Genomic DNA, 2,125 nt, shown 5'->3' on the forward strand with positions numbered 1-2,125 from the left:
AGCGAGCACGAAGCCCGCGGTGTCGCTGAACGGGAATTCGCCGAGCAGGCAGAACGCGGCGCCGAGCGCGACCAGGCGCTCGATCAGCGTCAGCCGGGTGAACAGGAAGCCGATCGCGACCATGCCGAACAGGCCGATCGCCACCAACGCCTTGACGGTCGCGAGCGCGACCGCGCCGTAGAAGCCGAGCTTTGCCGCCATGGGGTCGCCGGCCTGCAGCATCAAGGCCGGGGAATAGACGAAGATGAAGGGGATGACGTAGCCGGCCAGCGCGATGCGCATCGCCTCCCAGCCGATCTTGTCCGGGTTCTCCTTCGCGATCGGCGCCGCCGCGAGCGCCGCCAGCGCCACCGGCGGCGAGAGGTCGGCCATGATGCCGTAGTAGAACGCGAACATGTGGCTCGCGATCAAGGGCACCCCTAACTTGGCCAGAGCGGGCGCGGCGAGCGCGGCGGTGATGATGTAGGTCGGGATGGTCGGGATGCCGGTGCCGAGCAGGATCGACAGCAGCATGGTCATGATCAGCGCCAGGAACAGGCTCTTCTCGCCGAGCCCGATCACCCAGCCGCCGAAGATGGTGCCGACGCCGGTCTGCGACATCATGCCGATGATGACGCCGACGATGGCGCAGGCCATGCCGACGGTGATGGCGGATTTGGCGCTCTCGGCCAGCGCGTCGCGGCAGGCGCGCAGCGCCGCAAAGCCGCCGCGCACGAAGGCGGTGATCACGATCAGCCCGACCACGACGCTCGCGACCGGCACGATCTTGAGGCCGTCCCGCGAGAGCGCGGCGACGACGAGCGCAAGGCCGATCCAGAAGATGGTGCGGATCACGTTCGAGGAGGCGCCCGTGGTGATGGCGGTGCCGAGGATCAGCGCCACCGTCAGCGCGAGGCCCATGCTGCCGGCATAGAGCGGCGTAAAGCCCTCGAACAGCATGTAGACGAGGGCGGCGAGCGGCAGCACGAGGTACCAGCGCGTCACCAGTGCCCTCCAGGCGCTCGGGATTTCCGAGCGCTTCATGCCGACGAGGCCGTGCTTGCCGGCTTCCAGATGCACCATCCAGAACGCGGACGCGAAATAGAGGATCGCGGGAATGGCCGCCGCCTTGACGATCTCGGAATATTGCACGCCGAGCGTCTCGGCCATGATGAAGGCGACCGCGCCCATCACCGGCGGCATGATCTGCCCGCCCATCGAGGCCGTGGCCTCGACGCCGGCGGCGAAGGCGCGGCGATAGCCGAACCTGATCATCAGGGGAATCGTGAACTGGCCGACGGTCACGACATTGGCGACGCCAGAGCCGGAGATCGTGCCCATCATGCCCGAGGCGAACACCGCGACTTTCGCAGGTCCCCCGCGGGTGCGGCCGAACAGGCCGAGCGAAACGTCGGTGAACAGCTGGATCATGCCGGCGCGCTCCAGGAACGAACCGAACAGGATGAACAGGAAGATGTAGGTCGCCGACACGTAGATCGGCACGCCGTAGAAGCCCTCGGTGCCGAACGACAGATGCGTGACGATCTGGTCGAAATCGTAGCCGCGATGGTTGAGCGGCGACGGCAGGTACTGGCCGAAGAACCAGTAGACGAGGCAGGCGCCGCACATCAGCGGCAGCGCCGCGCCCATCAGGCGCCGCGTGCCCTCGAAGATCAGCACCGCCAGCACCGTGCCGACCACGAGATCAAGCCGGGTCGGGTCGCCGTCGCGCGCGATCAGATCGGCGTAGAATATCCACTGGTAGAGCCCGCACAGGAAGCCGGCGCCGCCGATCACCCAGCCGAGCGCGCGGCCGGCATTGCTCTTCGCGGTGAAGTTGGCGATCAGGCCGAAGGTGAGCAGAACGAGGAAGCCGACATGGACGCCGCGCACCACCTGGCTCGGCAGATAGTTGAAGGCGGCGACATAGAGCTGGAAGGTGGCGAAGGCGATGCCGATCCAATAGGCGAGTTGCCCCCACCAGCCCGGACCGAAACCGTCCGGGAAACCGTGCTCGAAATTGTCGAACTCGACCTTGATAGGGGTCTCGGTGGCCTCAGCCTTTTCCAGCATCTTATTCGTCCTCAGCCCTGTGGCGCTTATAACATCGAGACATTGCTCACCCACACCGTCATGGCCGGGGGGG

General features: G+C 66.4%; 1 protein-coding gene. It reads right to left on the reverse strand.

The annotated features are described in order from the left end of the window. Positions 1 to 2,052 (reverse strand): TRAP transporter permease (locus tag IC66_RS0120880; protein ID WP_038948877.1); only part of this gene is annotated, 2,052 nt, incomplete at its 3' end. Positions 2,053 to 2,125: the final 73 nt, after the last annotated feature.

The sequence above is a fragment of the Bradyrhizobium genomosp. III genome, from assembly GCF_000261705.1.
Classification (GTDB): Bacteria; Pseudomonadota; Alphaproteobacteria; order Rhizobiales; family Xanthobacteraceae; genus Bradyrhizobium; species Bradyrhizobium ottawaense.